Consider the following 13,913-nt stretch of genomic DNA (forward strand, 5'->3'; position numbering starts at 1 on the left):
GGAAGGCCTCTCATCTTATCCGGCGTGGGGCTGATGGGCTTCGTTTCGGCGCTTTGGCCGGAACGGTCAAGGGCAAGCCTTGCGCAGCCGCCCATAATCCGCCACATTTCACCACACTGGTTCACAGCTAACCATATGGGTTCAGCGCGCGCCGGTTCTGAAGAAGACCAAATGGTCGTTACTCTGTAGGGACGCAGCAGATGCGGACATATCTGGTTGTGGTGGACGAATCACCAGAGGCGGAGACGGCGCTCCGTTTCGCCGCGCGACGGGCCGCCAAGACGGCCGGTGCGGTTCGCATCCTGGCCCTCATTCCCCCTGCCGAGTTCGTCCAGTGGGGCGGCGTGCAGGCAACCATGGAGGATGAGGCACTTCAGCGCGCCGAAGCCCTGGTGACAAGCGCCGCTGGCACGCTGACCGACGAATCCGGCATCCGTCCCAGCATCACCGTGCGCCAGGGGGATCCGGTGACGATCGTACGCCGCACGCTGGATGAAATGGACGATGTCGCGGCACTGGTGCTGGGCGCGGCCGCCAGTGGCCATCCGGGCGTCCTGGTCTCCCACTTCGCGGGTGCAGATGCGGGCAAGCTGCCCTGCCCGATCATGATCATTCCCGGCGGCCTGGATGCAGAGGCGATCGACCGGTTGAGCTGAACCGTCCTGCCATCGATCCCAAATCCGGGCAGCGGCGTCAGAGGGGAGCCTGCCCGCTCGCTATTTCTTGAGGCGATAGCCCGTCCGGAACATCCAGCCGATCGCGGCCAGGCACAACGCCAGCATGCCGGCGACGAACAGCAGGCTGAACTCGATGCCGACATCACCCCGTCCGAAGAAGGTCCAGCGGAAACCGGAGATGAGGTAGACGATCGGGTTGAACAGCGTGATCGTTCGCCACGGCTCCGCCAGCATATGGATAGAATAGAAGGCGCCGCCCAGGAAGGTCATCGGCATGATCAGCAGCAGGGGGATGACCTGCAACTGCTCGAAACTCTGCGCCCATATGCCCAGGATGAAACCGAACAGGCAGAAGCTGATGGCGATCAGCATCATGAAGGCGACCATCGCGACCGGGTGGGCGACATGGATGTCGACGAAAAGATGGGCCGTGACGAAGATGATGGTGCCGACGATCAGCGACTTGGTAGCCGCCGCGCCGACATAGGCGATGATCGTCTCCACCGCCGAAACGGGAGCCGACAACAGTTCATAGATGGTGCCAGTGAATTTCGGCATGTAGATGCCGAAGCTCGCGTTGAAGATGCTCTCGGTGAACATCGACATCATGATCAGACCGGGCACGATGAAAGCCGCGTAGGGAATGCCGTCGATCTGCGTCATGCGCGAACCGATCGCGCCGCCGAACACCACGAAATAGAGCGAGGTGGTGATCACCGGCACCAGCAGTCCGGTCAGCAATGTGCGGCGGAAACGGTGCAATTCGAACTTGTAGATCGCCCAGATGGCACGGTGGTTGAAACGGCTTGCGCCCTCGGAGTTGAAGCCACTCATGCCGCCTGCTCCTGATGGACCAGACTGACGAAGATATCCTCCAGGCTGCTCTGTTCGGTGTTGAGATCCTTGTAGCCCAGACCCAGGTCACCCAGCCTGCGCAAAAGGGACGACACGCCGGTTCGCTCCGCCTGGGTATCGAATATATATTCGATCTCATGGCCGTCCGCCTTCAGTGTGACCTGCCATTCGCCAAGCTCCGGCGGGACGACGGACAGCGGCTCCGCCAGCACGATCGTCAGCGTCTTCTTGCCGAGCTTCTTCATGAGAGCGGTCTTCTCCTCGACCAGAACCAGCTCCCCCTTGTTGATGACGCCGACGCGATCGGCCATCTCCTCCGCCTCCTCGATATAATGGGTGGTAAGGATGATGGTGACGCCGGTCTGGCGCAGTTCCCCGATCAACTTCCACATGTCCCGCCGCAATTCGACGTCGACACCCGCGGTCGGTTCATCCAGGAACAGCACGCGCGGTTCATGCGAGAGCGCCTTGGCGATCATCACGCGGCGCTTCATGCCGCCGGACAGTTCCAGGATCTTGCTGTGGCGCTTGTCCCAGAGCGAGAGGTCGCGCAGCACCTTCTCGATATAGGCGTCGTTGCGCGGCTTGCCGAACAGGCCGCGGGAGAAGGTGACGGTGTCGATCACCCGCTCAAAGGCATCGGTGTGCAGTTCCTGCGGCACCAGCCCGATGGCCGATCGCGAACCGCGATAGGCGCGGATGATGTCGTGCCCGGCTACGGTGACGGTGCCGCCGGTCGGCCTTACATTACCGCAGATGATGGAGATCATGGTCGTCTTGCCGGCGCCGTTCGGCCCAAGCAGCGCGAATATCTCGCCCTCCTCTATCTCCAGGTCGACGCCCTTGAGCGCCTGAAAACCCGAAGCATAGCTCTTGGTCAGGCCGGAAACGGTGATGATGGACGCCATGCGCGGCAATGCCCCCCTATTCTTTGAAGCGCAAAGATAGGGTGCCGCGCCCCGGGCGCAACCGCCGTCTATTCGCCTTTGCGGAAAAAGCGGAAAACGGTGGCGGGTGGGAAGTTGCGAACCGTCTGCCCGATCCGGACCACGTCCAGTCCGAGCGCATCCAGTATTTCCCGATGCACCGGCGGGCGCAAGGAATAGGTGAACTGGATGAAGGCCCCGCCCGGACGAAGCATGCGAAAACTTTCGGACAGGATGTCGGCGTGCATCTGGCGGTCCATGGCCAGCAACGGCAGGCCGCTGATCACCGACTGATATTCCCCCGCCTCTCCCGCGGTTGCCGTGGAAACGATCTGGGCGGGCGTTTCCAGCACCGAAACATGCGGAAAGTGACGCCTTAGCCCGCGTGCGAAGGCGGGATTGATCTCCACGACCTCCAGCTTTTCAGGCGGCAGGCCAGTGCCCAATATGGCGCGCGTGAAAACGCCCGTGCCGCCGCCCAGCTCGATCACGCGACCATCCTCCGGATCGATATGTTCCACCATCAATCTGGCGAGATATCGGCTGCTGGGAACGACGGAGGCGGTCTGGCGCGGTTTCTTCACCCAAGCGGCCAGGAAATCCAGATATTCGGCCGCCCGCGTGCGAAAGTCGCTGTTGGGCAGGGCAACTGCCCGACTCCACCTTGGTTTATGCTGCATGAGCGAAACGCGACCATGTTCGTATCATGGGACTCCCTTAGCGAGCCGGACAAGCGTCGTCGATGAATTTTAGGCAGCCGGTTGGCAAAGCGCCCTCATGCTTTCAAGGTTTCGATACGATCCTGCAACCATTGCGCGACGGCCGCAATGCGCGGCAGTTTCTTGAGGTCGCCATGGGTGACCAGCCAGAAACTGCGCATGATCTCCACCTGATCGGCGATGACCGGCGCCAGGGCGGAATCATGGGCGGCGATGAAATCGGGCAATACGCCGATGCCGGCGCCTTCGGCGATCATGCGATGCTGCATGTTGATGCTGGTGGCGCGCAGACTGGCCTCCAGCCCCGCCTCCACCTCATCCAGATAGTCGAGTTCGGGCGAAAAGATGAATTCAGGCACATAGCCGACCAGCACATGAGCGCGCAGGTCGGCGGGATTGCGCGGCGTTCCGGCCTTAGCCAGATAAGCGGGAGACGCATAGAGATGCAGGCGATAGTCGCCCATCCGCCGAACCGACAGCCGGCCACGCTGCGGACGCGCCAGCATGACCGCCATGTCGGCTTCGCGCTTCGAAGGATTGAGAAATCCCGATGCCGTGATGAGATCGAGCCGGATGCCCGGATGGCGCCGGTTGAAATCCGCAAGGCCCGGCGCCAGCACCCAGGTGCCAAACCCCTCCGCCACGGACAGGCGCACCTGGCCCCCCAGATGATGCCCTCGCCCCGTCGCCTCCTCCATGGCCGCGAGCGCCGCGCTTTCCACATTCTCGGCGTGGCGCAGCAGCGCCTGTCCGTGCGCGGTCAATATGCGCTCGCCCGCCCCCATTTCGAACAGTTCAGGCCCCAGAGCGCGCTCCAGACGGGCGAGCCGCCGGGCGATCGTCGTCGCATCAATGCCCAGGGACCGCGCTGCCGGCGCGATCTTGCGCGTACGCGCCACGGCCAGAAATACCCTGAGATCGTCCCAATCGAACATTCATCGCCCGCTAACTGCAAAATCGCGGGGATGCTATGCAAAACTGCGTTGTTGCGTGCAATTCCGCATCATATCTAGAGGGAAGTTCAAATCGCACGTCAGGAGAGTTTGTGAGCCAGTTCGATCTCACCGAGGACCAGTTGGCCATTCAGGAGATGGCGCGCAGGTTCACCGCTGATGCGATCACGCCCTTTGCGGCGGAGTGGGACGAAAAGCATATCTTTCCCCGCGACACCATCCGCGCTGCGGCGGAGCTGGGTTTTGGCGGCATTTATGTATCGGAAGAGTCCGGCGGCATCGGCCTTGGACGGTTGGAGGCGGCGCTGATCATGGAGGCGATGGCCTATGGCTGCCCGTCGACCAGCGCCTTCATTTCGATCCACAACATGGCTTCCTGGATGATCGACCGTTTCGGTAGCAAGGTGGTGAAGGACAAATATCTGCCTTCCATGGTACCGATGGAGCGGATCGGCAGCTATTGCCTGACCGAAGCGGGCTCGGGGTCCGACGCAGCGGCGCTCAAGACGCGGGCGGCAAGGGACGGCGATCATTATGTCGTCACCGGCTCCAAGCAGTTCATCTCCGGCGGCGGAGAAAATGAAATCTATGTCGTCATGGTCCGCACCGGCGACGAAGGGCCGAAGGGCATCAGTTGCCTCGTCATCGAAAAGGATATGCCCGGGGTCAGCTTCGGCGCGCTGGAGCGCAAGCTGGGCTGGCATTCGCAGCCGACCGCCCAGGTCAATTTCGATGGCGTGCGGGTGCCGGTGGAAAATCTGGTCGGTGGTGAGGGCGAAGGTTTCCGCATAGCGATGATGGGGCTGGACGGCGGCCGGCTCAACATCGGGGCCTGCTCGCTCGGCGGCGCCCAGCGCTGCATCGACGAAACCCTTGCCTACACCAAGGAGCGCAAGCAGTTCGGCCAGAGCATAGCCGATTTCCAGAACACCCAATTCATGCTGGCAGACATGGAAACGGAATTGCAGGCGGCGCGCACCCTGCTCTATGCAGCGGCCGTCAAGGTGACGGAGAATGCGCCGGACAAGACACGCTTCGCCGCCATGGCCAAGCGGCTGGCGACCGACACCGGATCCTCCGTGGTCGACCGGGCGCTGCAACTGCATGGCGGCTATGGCTATCTGATGGACTATCCCATTGAACGTTTCTGGCGTGACCTGCGCGTGCATTCGATCCTGGAAGGCACAAACCAGGTGATGCGCATGATCATCGCCCGCGACATGCTGCGACAATGAGCGCGGGAGATTTTATGACTGATGAAGTTCTGATTTCCGTCGACAATGGCGTGGGACGCATCAGGCTGAACCGGCCGAAGGCAATCCATGCGTTGAACACGCAGATGTGCAGCGCCATCATCGATGCCCTGTTGGCATGGAGAACGGATCATTCGGTCGTTGCCGTCATGCTCGACCATGCGCCTTCGCCCGATGGTGATCCCCGGCTCTCACGCGGTTTCTGTGCCGGGGGCGACATCGCCATGATCGCCAACAGCGCCAAGGGCGACTGTTCCGAAGCCGAGCGCTTCTTCTTCACCGAATATCGCATGAATCATCTGCTGTTCGTCTATGAAAAGCCGATCGTCGCCTTCATCGACGGTATTGTCATGGGCGGCGGCGTCGGGATTTCCGATCCGGCGCGCTATCGCGTTGCGACGGAGCGGACGACCTACGCCATGCCGGAAACGGGCATCGGCCTGTTCCCCGACGTGGGCGGCGGCTGGTTCCTGCCGCGCATGCCGGGACGGACCGGGGTCTGGCTTGCCACGACCGGTGCGCGGATCAAGGGCGCGGATTGCGCCGCCATCGGCATCGCCACCCACTATATGGCGTCGGATAAGCTGGAAGCAGTGAAGGCCCGGATCATTGCCAGCCCCCATGCATTGGCGGAAATCCTGGATGAGATGGCCGAGGTGCCACCACCCTCAGCCTGGGAAGCACATCGGGAAGAGATAGACCGCCTCTTCGCATCCGATCGGCTCGAGGACATATTGGCTGCGTTGGAAGCGGACGGATCGGATTGGGCGCGGGAGCAGGCGGCCACCCTCGCCACCAAGTCCCCACAGACGGTCAAGGTCGCGCTCCGGCAGATGGTGGAGGGCGCGGCCTTCACCGATTTTGCGGACAATATGCGCAATGAATATCGCATCGGCTATCATGTCATCCGCCGTCCTGATTTCATTGAAGGCGTGCGGGCCGTCATCTTCGACAAGGATAATGCGCCGAAATGGAGCCCGGCCCGGCCGCAGGATGTGACGGAAGAACTTGTCGACAGCCTGTTCGCGCCCCTGCCCCCGGAAAAGGAATGGACGCCGCTGCCGCAACTGGACGGTTAGAGGCGATGTGCAGGCGATTGCAATCGGTCGCTGATCAGGAAGTCGCGGAAACTTAGGAATCTGGCGCATCGCGCAGAATGGCGACGAAAGGCCCTCTGCAAGGTCGGATGCGGCAAGGAAGAACGGGAGCGCACAGTTGCGTCGGGCTTGACGCAGCGCGCTCCAAGACAGGAGGAGTGCCTGAAATGAGCCAGACAATCGCCTTTATCGGCCTGGGCAACATGGGCGGCGGCATGGCCGTCAACCTGCTGAAGAACGGCTTTGCCGTGCGGGCCTTCGACCTGTCGGAAGAGGCGCTGGCCAAGGCGGCCGAAGCCGGCGCGGTGCGCTGCGCCAGCGCGGCGGAGGCGGTTGCGGGCGCCGATGCCGTCGTGACCATGCTTCCCGCGGGCAAGCATGTGGAGGGCGTCTACACGGGCGACGTCTTCGACGCGGCGAAGGCGGATGCGCTGTTCCTCGACTGTTCGACCATCGATGTCGCGACGGCGCGGCGCGTGGAGGAGGCTGCCGCCAAGAAAGGGTTCGAAATGGTCGATGCCCCGGTTTCAGGCGGTATCGCGGCAGCCAATGGTGGCACGCTGACCTTCATGGTCGGTGGCACCGATCAGGCGTTCGGCCGAGCCAAGCCGATCCTGTCCGCCATGGGCAAGGCGGTGATCCACGCCGGCGGCGCCGGCAATGGCCAGGCCGCCAAGATCTGCAACAACATGCTGCTGGGCGCGACGATGGTCGCGACTTGCGAAACCTTTGCCATGGCGAAGAAGCTCGGCCTGGATCCGCAAACCTTCTACGATATCTCCAGCGTGTCGTCTGGGCAGAGCTGGTCGATGACCAGCTATTGCCCGGTGCCCGGTGTCGGGCCGCAAAGCCCGTCAGACAATGGCTATCAGGGCGGCTTCGCCGTCGGGCTGATGCTGAAGGATCTGAAGCTGGCTAGTGAAGCGGCCGCTTCGGTGGGGGCGAGCGTCCCGATGGGAAATGCCGCCGAGTCGCTCTATCAATTGCTCGCCAATCGCGGCGAAGCGGCGCGGGACTTTTCGCTGATGATCGAGATGCTGGAGGGGAAGTAAGCGGCCTACCCCTCCCTCAGCGATTTTAGAGCGGGTTTCGATCTGATTGAATCAGATCGCCGCTCTGATTCCTTGTTTTCCGCGATTTCTTAACCAGCGATCGGTTCCGATCGCTTGGAAATCGCTCTAGCGAAGGCGCGCTTCCAGGGCGCGCCCTCCCGCCGATCAGCGCCCCTTCCAGACGCCCGCGCGTTTTTCGACGAAGGCTTCCATGCCTTCCTTCTTGTCCTCGGTCGCGGTCAGGATCTGGAACAGGCGACGCTCGGTCAATATCCCCTGGGCCAGCCCGGTCTCAAATGTCAGATTGACCATTTCCTTGTTCACCATCGCGGCCATGGGCGGCATGCCGGCGATGGTCGCGGCGGTCTTGAGCGCATCGTCGAGCAGTTCGGCGGCGGGAACGATCCGGGCGAGCAGCCCGGCGCTTTCCGCCTCTTCCGCGCCCATCATGCGGCCCGTCAGGCACATTTCCATCGCCTTCGCCTTGCCCACGGCACGGGTCAGGCGCTGCGACCCGCCCATGCCCGGCGCTACGCCCAGCTTGATCTCGGGTTGACCGAATTTCGCCGTGTCGGCCGCCAGGATGAAGTCCGCCATCATCGCCAGTTCGCACCCGCCGCCCAGCGCGAAACCGGCAACAGCAGCAATCCACGGCTTGCGGGTCGCGACGACCTTGCTCTGCCAGCCGGAGAAGAAATCCTCCAGGAAGAAGTCCGCTGCTTCCTTCTCCACCATCTCCTTGATGTCGGCGCCCGCGGCGAAGGCCTTTTCGCTGCCGGTCAGGACAAGGCAACGCTGTGCCGGATCGGCATCATAGGCGGCAAAGGCTGCGCCAAGATCCTTCAGCACCTGGCTGTTCAGCGCGTTCAGCGCCTGCGGGCGGTTGAGCGTGACCAAAGTCACCGCATCCCGTTGTTCGACCAGGATCGTTTCGAATGCCATTGCAGTCTCCCTTCATTGACCCATTGCGATCCGCTCTATGCAGCGAGACGGCGCTTGGCCAGTCCTTGAGGAGCCGCATCTTCGCAGCCGCTATCGGCACAGATGCATGAAATCCCGGTCATAGCTTCGCAAATGCGCGCCACCGTCGATGTAGAGCGTCTGGCCCGTCACGGCGCTGGCACCCGCCAGATAGAGCACGGCCTGGGCGATCTCCTCCGCCTGCGGCAAACGCGCCAGCGGCATCAGGGTCGACAGTCTTTCCATCTGATCGTGGTCATAATCCGGCGTCGCGATGGTAAGACCCGGCGCGACGGCATTGACCCTGATCTGCGGCGCCAGTGTGGAGGCGGAGAGCCGCGTCAGTCCCGCCAGGGCCATTTTCGAAAGCGTATAGGCGAGTTGGTCACCATGCGGGTGGTCGATCCGCTGGTCGAGGATGTTGACGATGCACCGATCGCCCGTTCCCGCAGGAACCGTGGCAAAGGCTTTGGTGAGCAGCGTGGGCGCGGCGCAGTTGACGGCATAATGGCGCATCAGGTCGCCGGCATTGACACTGTCGAGCCGATCCTGTCCGAATATCGCCGCGCTGTTGACGAGCACGTCCGGCGGCCTGCCAAAGCGCTCAGCCACCAGCGCCACCAACTCCTCCGCCCCTTCCGGATCGGCGAAATCGACGGTGAAGCCGTCCCATTCAGTCGCATTATCTTCCAGCGTCAGCGCCAGATGGGAATCCAGCCGGGTATCGTGACTGCCGTGGATCGCCAGCGAATAGCCGGCCTGCGCGAATGCGGCGGAGATGATGCCACCCAGCCGCCGATGGCCGCCCGTCACCAGCACGAGCCGCTTTTGCGCCAGCGGACGCGCGCCGGCCTGTTCCTCGCGCTGCCGGGAGCCCCCAAGGGGCCGATAGGCAGGAACTTCCGGCTCGGTCACGATGCAATCAGCTTGAGCACTTCTTCACGGCTCTTCTCATCATCGCGGAACACGCCCAGCATGCGGCTGGTCTTCATGACGACGTTGGGCGTACGAACGCCCCGACCGGTCATGCAACCATGCGTCGCTTCGACCACAACGGCGACGCCCTGGGGCTTCAGATTCTCCCAGATACAATTGGCGACCTCCGAAGTCAGTCGCTCCTGCACCTGAAGGCGATGGGCGAACGCGTGCAGCACGCGCGCCAGCTTCGATATCCCCACGACATATTGGCCAGGCAGATAGGCGATATGCGCAACACCCACGATGGGCGCCATGTGATGCTCGCAATGCGACTGGAACGGAATGTCCTTCAACAGGACGACATCGTCATAACCGCCAACCTCATGGAAGATGCGCGAAAGATGATAGGCCGGATCATCTTCATAACCCCGGCAATATTCCTTCCACGCGCGTGCCACGCGTTCAGGCGTCTCGATCAGTCCTTCCCGCTCCGGATCGTCGCCAGACCAGCGGATCAATGTCCGGATAGCATCGGCCACGTTCGCGGGAACCGGGATCTTGACCGACTCGCCCGCAGTTTCCGCGTCGGGATCATATTCCATGGACGGCACCACTCCTCTGTTGCTCAGCGGCATATGGCGACTGATTCGCACGAACGCCAGCCCCCTTTGCCAAGCTGGACATGCCATGCCGTCGGTGGCACATGCTGACCAAACCGGGTGAACCGGGGTCGCAACACATCATCGCAGCGGAACCATGCGGACCGAACAGATCGCCGCCGTCCTCCTTGCAGCGGGCACTTCCTCCCGTTTCGGGGAAGAAGACAAGCTGATGGCCGACCTGCGCGGAAAGGCCGTCTTCGTCCATGCGCTGGAAACCATCGCCTCCATGATCTTTGGGGAATTGGTGGCGGTGGTGCGTCCCATAAGCCAGGCCCCGGTCCTGCATCGCCGGCTGGAACGGCGCGGCTATACCATCATCGTCAATGACCGTCCGGAAGACGGCATGTCGGGCAGCATCATCCGCGCCGTCGAACATGTCATGCCGATACGAAAATGCCGCGGCATATTGGTCTGCCTGGCGGACATGCCCGACGTGCCCCAGACGCATTACAACCGGATCTGCCTCGCGGCCGAGGACATCCGATCCGTCGTCGCGAGCACCGACGGCTTTTCATCCTCGCCCCCCGCATTCATCGGGCGCAAGCATTTTCCCGAACTTCTGGCCTTGCGCGGCGACCAGGGGGCAAGGGCGCTGCTCAGCCACGGTGTGCAGATCGAAACCATGGGTGCCAACCTGCGGGACATCGACACGCCCGAGGATCTGGATCCTGAGCCACGGACGGAGCCGAAATCGTAGATCAGCTGGAACGGGTGGGATCGGTCATGGGATCGCCCATTTCCCGCGGATCGGCCGAACGCCCAAGCGGTAGCGAACCCGTCTGACGTTCCAGCATGCGATGCACGATCGGCGGATTGGCCCCACAGTGTAGGGCGTGGATCGCTTCGCTGTTCGCCCTGTCGGCCACCGTCCGGCGACTGTTGTGGCGGACATAGTCCAGCCAGGTGGACACATGATAGCGCTCCAGCCACAGTTCCGGATCGCCCAGATCGCGCAGCAGCGACCATCCATGGGCGCCATCGCGACGGCGTATGCGGCGACGTTCGCTCATCGCTGCAAGGAAGGGCACCACCGATCCGGCAGCTATGCGATATTCTATGGTGACGACGACAGGACCGCTCCGGGGCTCGATCGGAACCATCGTCTGCGGTTCCCGCCACAGATTTTGAAGATCGAGATTCTGTTCGCCTATTTGCGCGAGCGGCCGGATATATCCGATCATGGCCGAGGCGAACTGGACAGCCGCCGCGCCGTAGAGCGCTACGAGCACGCCATGATCCTCCGCCAGCCTGCCGAACAGCCATGCGCCGCCGGCCATGCCGCCGAAGGCCACCATCTGATAGAGAGCCACGGCGCGCGCCACGACCCAGCGGGGCGCCGACATCTGGACGGAAACGTTGAAGGTCGAAAGGGCGACCACCCAGCCGGCACCCGCCAGCAGCAAACCCGCCAGCGCCAGGGCCAGCCAATGGCTGACGGCCATCAGCATCGTCCCGGCCGCCAGGGCGATGGCAGCCGAGCGGACAATGGCCTCGACCGAAAAACGGCGTCGCAACTGCCCCGTCGACAACGCCCCCAGCACCGCACCGATGCCGAAGGCCCCACTGAGCGCGCCGAAGGTCAATGCTCCACCACCCAGCAGGTCGCGCGCGACCAGCGGCATCATCGCCGACACCGCGCTTGCCCCGATGCCGAACGCCGCGCTTCGCAGCAGGACGATCTGGATATTGGGCGACATGGCGACATAGCGGACTCCGGCCCGCATCGCGAGACCGATGCGTTCGCGCGGAAGGAGCTGAGGTGGCCGTTCAGGACGCCAGCGGGCGAGCACCGCAACCAGACCCACATAGCTGATCGCGTTGACCAGGAAGGCCGCCGCCGCACCGGCCGCCGCCACGATCACCCCTCCCAGCGCCGGCCCGATGCTGCGCGCCATGTTGAAACCCATGGAATTGAGCGAAACGGCGTTGGGCAAGGCCGCCCTGGGCACCATGTCCCCCACTGACGCCTGCCAGGCCGGTCCGTTGATCGCGGTGGCGCAGCCGACAAGGAAAGTGAAGCCCAGCAACGCCCATGGGGTCACCCACCCCATCCAGGCGAACAGAGCCAGCAGGGCGGAAACGAGGAGCATGAAAAGCTGGCACAGCAGCATCACCACGCGCCGGTCACTATTGTCCGCCACGGCGCCTGCCCAAAGCGAGAGCAACATGATCGGCAGTGTCGTCGCGGCCGGAACCAGAGCTATCATCTGGGGCGAGGCGGACAATGAAGTCATCATCCACTGCGCGCCGACCGACTGGATCAGCCCGCCGAAGTTGGAAGCGAGGCTGGCCCACCAGATCGCCCGGAAGATCGGGATCGACAAGGGCGAAGGCGCTTGGGAAGGGTCCGATTCTGACACGCCCTCCATGAAGCGGAATAAGGCCAACGGGTCAAATCCGCGAATCGGTAAAATGACAAAGCGATCAGCCGGTTGATGCAGAGCAACCGTCGCAGCCCGATGACGTTACGGTCGGGCGGGGTGGCGATTGAGACTTGCACTTTACGTAAACGTAAATACATTCGCAGCGAACATCCGGCGCCCAGCGGAGAGGAACGAATAGCATGGAAGCCTATATCTATGATGCCGTCAGGACGCCCCGAGGCCGGGGCAAGGCCGACGGGTCGCTGCACGAAATCACCCCCATCCAGCTGGCGACGCAGATGCTGGAAGCAGTACGGGACCGAACGAAAATCGATACCGCGGATGTCGATGACGTCATCCTGGGCTGCGTCACCCCGGTGGGCGAGCAGGGCGCGGACATTGCCCGCGTCGCGGTGCTGAATGCCGATTATGCCCAGACCGTGCCGGGCGTGCAGATCAATCGCTTCTGCGCTTCGGGGCTGGAGGCCGTGAACATGGCGGCCGCGAAGGTCTATTCCGGCGAGGCAGGACTTGCCATCGGTGGCGGGGTGGAGTCGATGAGCCGAGTGCCGATGGCGTCGGATGGCGGCGCCTGGGCGATGGACCCCGCAGTCGCATACAAGACCTATTTCGCGCCGCAGGGCATCGGCGCAGACGTGATCGCGACCAAGTTCGGGATCAGCCGGGACGATGTCGACGCCTATGCCGTCGAAAGCCAGCGCCGCGCCAAGGCGGCCTGGGATGAGAAGCGCTTCGCCAGGTCGATCGTGCCGGTCAAGGACGTGATCGGCCAGGTCGTGCTCGACCATGACGAACATATGCGGCCGGACGCAACGATGCAGTCGCTGGCCGCACTCAAGCCCAGCTTTGCGGCACTGGGCGAGGAAATGCCCGGCTTCGACACCGTGGCGCTGCTCCGCTATCCGGAGCTGGAGAAGGTCAATCACGTCCACCATGCCGGCAACAGCAGCGGCATCGTCGACGGCGCGGCCGCGGTGCTGGTCGGCAACAAGGCGATGGGCGAGAAATATGGGCTGAAGGCCCGCGCCAGGATAAAGGCTATGGCCTCTATCGGCTCGGAACCACTGATCATGCTGACCGGGCCGGAATTCGTCGCGGGCAAGCTGCTGAACCGGGCGGGCATGAGCAAGTCCGACATCGATCTGTGGGAGTTGAACGAGGCCTTTGCCAGCGTGGTGTTGCGCTACATGCAGGCGATGGACCTCGATCATGGCCAGATCAACGTCAATGGCGGCGCGATCGCGATGGGCCATCCATTGGGCGCTACCGGAGCGATGGTGCTCGGCACGGCGCTGGATGAACTGGAGCGCAGCGGCAAGGGCACCGCGCTCATCAACCTGTGCGTCGGCGCAGGCATGGGCACCGGCATCATCATCGAACGCGTTTGAACATAGGAACCGTCCGTGCCGAGTGACCATCGAGCCTGTCGGAATGGCAGGTCGAAGGATTAAATGCTT

The 13,913-nt window shown here is 63.0% G+C and carries 14 protein-coding genes; 6 read left to right on the forward strand and 8 right to left on the reverse strand.

The features are described from left to right. Positions 1-200: 200 nt before the first annotated feature. Complete coding sequence (locus MRBLSP13_RS12600) at positions 201-656, forward strand: universal stress protein (protein WP_363734638.1); 456 nt, start codon at positions 201-203, stop codon at positions 654-656. 60 nt (positions 657-716) lie between these two features. Here MRBLSP13_RS12600 and MRBLSP13_RS12605 read toward each other — a convergent pair whose 3' ends face one another. From MRBLSP13_RS12605 to MRBLSP13_RS12620, 4 genes are all read right to left on the reverse strand, one after another. Continuing rightward, the gene (locus MRBLSP13_RS12605) at positions 717-1,511 is read right to left on the reverse strand and encodes an ABC transporter permease (protein ID WP_363754749.1); all 795 of its coding nucleotides are present in this window, start codon (positions 1,509-1,511) and stop codon (positions 717-719) included. Further along, positions 1,508-2,440, reverse strand: coding sequence for an ABC transporter ATP-binding protein (locus MRBLSP13_RS12610; protein ID WP_363734636.1), 933 nt, complete (start codon positions 2,438-2,440; stop codon positions 1,508-1,510). Before MRBLSP13_RS12610 ends, MRBLSP13_RS12605 begins: the two co-directional genes overlap by 4 nt. Positions 2,441-2,508: 68 nt before the next feature. Beyond that, positions 2,509-3,138 (reverse strand): class I SAM-dependent methyltransferase, encoded by a 630-nt coding sequence (locus MRBLSP13_RS12615; RefSeq protein WP_363734635.1) that lies wholly within the window; start codon positions 3,136-3,138, stop codon positions 2,509-2,511. Between the two features lie 95 nt (positions 3,139-3,233). Further along, complete coding sequence (locus tag MRBLSP13_RS12620) at positions 3,234-4,112, reverse strand: LysR family transcriptional regulator (RefSeq protein WP_363734634.1); 879 nt, start codon at positions 4,110-4,112, stop codon at positions 3,234-3,236. Between the two features lie 110 nt (positions 4,113-4,222). Between MRBLSP13_RS12620 and MRBLSP13_RS12625 the strand changes: the two genes are divergently transcribed. The 3 genes from MRBLSP13_RS12625 to mmsB all read left to right on the forward strand — a co-directional run bounded on the left by MRBLSP13_RS12625 (position 4,223) and on the right by mmsB (position 7,532). Beyond that, a complete protein-coding gene (locus MRBLSP13_RS12625; protein WP_363734633.1) occupies positions 4,223-5,365 on the forward strand; it encodes an acyl-CoA dehydrogenase family protein in 1,143 nt (380 codons plus the stop codon). 14 nt (positions 5,366-5,379) lie between these two features. After that, a complete protein-coding gene (locus MRBLSP13_RS12630) occupies positions 5,380-6,462 on the forward strand; it encodes an enoyl-CoA hydratase/isomerase family protein (protein ID WP_363734632.1) in 1,083 nt (360 codons plus the stop codon). A gap of 107 nt (positions 6,463-6,569) precedes the next feature. Beyond that, complete coding sequence (mmsB, locus tag MRBLSP13_RS12635) at positions 6,570-7,532, forward strand: 3-hydroxyisobutyrate dehydrogenase (RefSeq protein ID WP_414714713.1); 963 nt, start codon at positions 6,570-6,572, stop codon at positions 7,530-7,532. A gap of 165 nt (positions 7,533-7,697) precedes the next feature. Here mmsB and MRBLSP13_RS12640 read toward each other — a convergent pair whose 3' ends face one another. The 3 genes from MRBLSP13_RS12640 to folE form a co-directional block, all read right to left on the reverse strand. Next, positions 7,698-8,474, reverse strand: coding sequence for an enoyl-CoA hydratase-related protein (locus MRBLSP13_RS12640; RefSeq protein WP_363734630.1), 777 nt, complete (start codon positions 8,472-8,474; stop codon positions 7,698-7,700). A 90-nt stretch (positions 8,475-8,564) separates the two neighbouring features. Continuing rightward, on the reverse strand, positions 8,565-9,407 hold the full coding sequence (locus MRBLSP13_RS12645) for an SDR family oxidoreductase (protein WP_363734629.1): 843 nt from the start codon (positions 9,405-9,407) through the stop codon (positions 8,565-8,567). Further along, positions 9,404-10,012, reverse strand: a complete 609-nt coding sequence (gene folE / locus MRBLSP13_RS12650) for a GTP cyclohydrolase I FolE (RefSeq protein ID WP_363734628.1) — start codon at positions 10,010-10,012, stop codon at positions 9,404-9,406. The genes MRBLSP13_RS12645 and folE overlap by 4 nt, the downstream gene beginning before the upstream one ends. 154 nt (positions 10,013-10,166) lie before the next feature. On the opposite strand from folE, the gene MRBLSP13_RS12655 reads away from it, so the two are divergent. Beyond that, positions 10,167-10,769: a nucleotidyltransferase family protein gene (locus MRBLSP13_RS12655; protein WP_363734627.1), complete on the forward strand. Its 603-nt coding sequence runs from the start codon at positions 10,167-10,169 to the stop codon at positions 10,767-10,769. A 1-nt stretch (position 10,770) separates the two neighbouring features. Here MRBLSP13_RS12655 and MRBLSP13_RS12660 read toward each other — a convergent pair whose 3' ends face one another. Further along, positions 10,771-12,441, reverse strand: coding sequence for an MFS transporter (locus MRBLSP13_RS12660; protein WP_363755246.1), 1,671 nt, complete (start codon positions 12,439-12,441; stop codon positions 10,771-10,773). Between the two features lie 194 nt (positions 12,442-12,635). On the opposite strand from MRBLSP13_RS12660, the gene MRBLSP13_RS12665 reads away from it, so the two are divergent. Next, positions 12,636-13,844, forward strand: a complete 1,209-nt coding sequence (locus MRBLSP13_RS12665; RefSeq protein WP_363754751.1) for an acetyl-CoA C-acetyltransferase — start codon at positions 12,636-12,638, stop codon at positions 13,842-13,844. The last annotated feature ends 69 nt before the right edge of the window (positions 13,845-13,913 follow it).

The sequence above is a fragment of the Sphingobium sp. LSP13-1-1.1 genome, assembly GCF_040676415.1.
Lineage (GTDB): Bacteria > Pseudomonadota > Alphaproteobacteria > Sphingomonadales > Sphingomonadaceae > Sphingobium.

Excerpts from the sequence above, each read along its gene's own strand:
- MRBLSP13_RS12600 (WP_363734638.1), top strand. The coding sequence starts at position 201 with ATGCGGACATATCTGGTTGTGGTGGACGAATCACCAGAGGCGGAGACG.
- MRBLSP13_RS12605 (WP_363754749.1), bottom strand. The coding sequence starts at position 1,511 with ATGAGTGGCTTCAACTCCGAGGGCGCAAGCCGTTTCAACCACCGTGCC.
- MRBLSP13_RS12610 (WP_363734636.1), bottom strand. The coding sequence starts at position 2,440 with ATGGCGTCCATCATCACCGTTTCCGGCCTGACCAAGAGCTATGCTTCG.
- MRBLSP13_RS12615 (WP_363734635.1), bottom strand. The coding sequence starts at position 3,138 with ATGCAGCATAAACCAAGGTGGAGTCGGGCAGTTGCCCTGCCCAACAGC.
- MRBLSP13_RS12620 (WP_363734634.1), bottom strand. The coding sequence starts at position 4,112 with ATGTTCGATTGGGACGATCTCAGGGTATTTCTGGCCGTGGCGCGTACG.
- MRBLSP13_RS12630 (WP_363734632.1), top strand. The coding sequence starts at position 5,380 with ATGACTGATGAAGTTCTGATTTCCGTCGACAATGGCGTGGGACGCATC.
- mmsB (WP_414714713.1), top strand. The coding sequence starts at position 6,570 with ATGCGGCAAGGAAGAACGGGAGCGCACAGTTGCGTCGGGCTTGACGCA.
- MRBLSP13_RS12640 (WP_363734630.1), bottom strand. The coding sequence starts at position 8,474 with ATGGCATTCGAAACGATCCTGGTCGAACAACGGGATGCGGTGACTTTG.
- folE (WP_363734628.1), bottom strand. The coding sequence starts at position 10,012 with ATGGAATATGATCCCGACGCGGAAACTGCGGGCGAGTCGGTCAAGATC.
- MRBLSP13_RS12655 (WP_363734627.1), top strand. The coding sequence starts at position 10,167 with ATGCGGACCGAACAGATCGCCGCCGTCCTCCTTGCAGCGGGCACTTCC.
- MRBLSP13_RS12660 (WP_363755246.1), bottom strand. The coding sequence starts at position 12,441 with ATGGAGGGCGTGTCAGAATCGGACCCTTCCCAAGCGCCTTCGCCCTTG.
- MRBLSP13_RS12665 (WP_363754751.1), top strand. The coding sequence starts at position 12,636 with ATGGAAGCCTATATCTATGATGCCGTCAGGACGCCCCGAGGCCGGGGC.